The organism is Actinoalloteichus spitiensis RMV-1378 (assembly GCF_000239155.1).
GTDB classification, from domain to species: Bacteria; Actinomycetota; Actinomycetes; order Mycobacteriales; family Pseudonocardiaceae; genus Actinoalloteichus_B; species Actinoalloteichus_B spitiensis.
This window is the reverse complement of sequence record NZ_AGVX02000515.1, coordinates 1-1,379: the sequence shown is the minus strand read 5'-3', so window position 1 is coordinate 1,379 and position 1,379 is coordinate 1. Positions and strand designations below refer to the sequence as shown.

The 1,379-nt window shown below is 76.1% G+C and carries 1 protein-coding gene; it reads left to right on the top strand.

Annotation, left to right across the window (positions count from 1 at the left end):
• Positions 1 to 192 precede the first annotated feature (192 nt).
• Positions 193 to 1,341, top strand: coding sequence for a lysylphosphatidylglycerol synthase transmembrane domain-containing protein (locus tag ACTIDRAF_RS32170; RefSeq protein ID WP_016700624.1), 1,149 nt, complete (start codon positions 193 to 195; stop codon positions 1,339 to 1,341).
• Positions 1,342 to 1,379: the final 38 nt, after the last annotated feature.

Here is a 1,379-nt window from a genome sequence, read left to right as displayed (position 1 = left end):
GGGCCGGCCGCGCCCCCGGCGGGTGGCCGCACCCGGGCGGGCGGACGCCACCACGCCGCTCCGCCCGTCGTCCCGGCCCCCCCGGCCGGCGCGGACCAGGCGCGGCCCGGAGGCGCTCCGAACGCTGAACCGCACCGCAGGACCGTCGGACCACGGTGGGCGGTCGGCCACCGTGGCGTTGGAGGAGGACCGATGACCGAGAAGATCCAGGACCCGGTCTCGCCGGACCGCGAACGGGCCGCCGGGCCCGCCGTGCGGGCGGCCTCGGTGGGCGGACCGGCCCAGGACCACCAGGACGAGGCCAGGCCGGACGCGGAGGGCACCGGCCTGTACGGAGCGGACGCGCCCGCCGGGATGGCGCGGCGCACGGCCCGGACCCTGCGGCGGCTCGCCGCGCTCCGCGGGGTCCGCACGACGGTCACCCTGGCCATCCTGGTGATCGCCGCCGTGATCGTGACGCGGGGGCTGTGGGACCAGCGGGGGGAGATCGGCGACGCGGCGCGGGACCTCAGTCCCCTGGTCGTACTGCTCTCCTTCCTCCCCGCCCTGCTCGGCGTGGCGCTGATGGCGTTGGCCTGGCGTGAACCCCTCCAGGCGCTGTCCACCACCCTGGGAGCACGGGACACCGTCCGGCTGTACGCGGTGGGGGTGCTGGGCAAGTACGTTCCCGGCCTGGTGTGGTCGGTCGTGCTCCAGGCCTCGCTGGCCGCGCGTCACCGGGTCACCGCCACCCACCTCACCGCCGCTTTCGGCGCGTTCCTCATGGTCTCGCTGACAGCGGGGATCGTGGTGGCGCTTCCCGTGTCCGCGCTGATGTTCGACGGCGGGGTGCTGCTGCTGCTCGGCGGCCTGGCCGGTGCCGCCGCGTCCCTCGTGCTCATCCCGTGGTCGCTGGCGCTCTGCCTCCGGTGGGCCGCCCGGCTCCGCCCACTGCGGTCCAGACTGGTGCCGGTGGCCATCGCCCCGCTGCGCCGTGGCGTGTGGATCTGCTCGTTGTTCTGGTTGGTCACGGGCGCGCACCTCTGGGTGCTGGCCGTCGGCTTGGGCGCCGATCCCGTCGAGGCGGTCCTGCCCGCGGTGGGTGGTTTCGCGTTGGCGACGGTGGCCGGCAACATCGCCTTCATCGTGCCGGACGGCCTCGGCATCCGCGAGGGAGTGCTGGTCGCGCTCCTGACCACCTGCCTGCCGCTGGGGGCGGCGGTCGTGGCGGCCACGGCCAGCCGGGTGCTGCTGGTCCTCGCGGACGTGGTGTTCTTCCTGTGGGGTACCTGGTCCGTCCGGCGGGACGCCCGGCGCGGTGTCCTGCCCAGCCGCCCGGCGACGCTCGGAACCTCGTCCTGATCCTCCCGGGGTGGCCCGGCCGGTCCCACCGCGCCCCC

Excerpts from the sequence above, each read along its gene's own strand:
- ACTIDRAF_RS32170 (WP_016700624.1), top strand. The coding sequence starts at position 193 with ATGACCGAGAAGATCCAGGACCCGGTCTCGCCGGACCGCGAACGGGCC.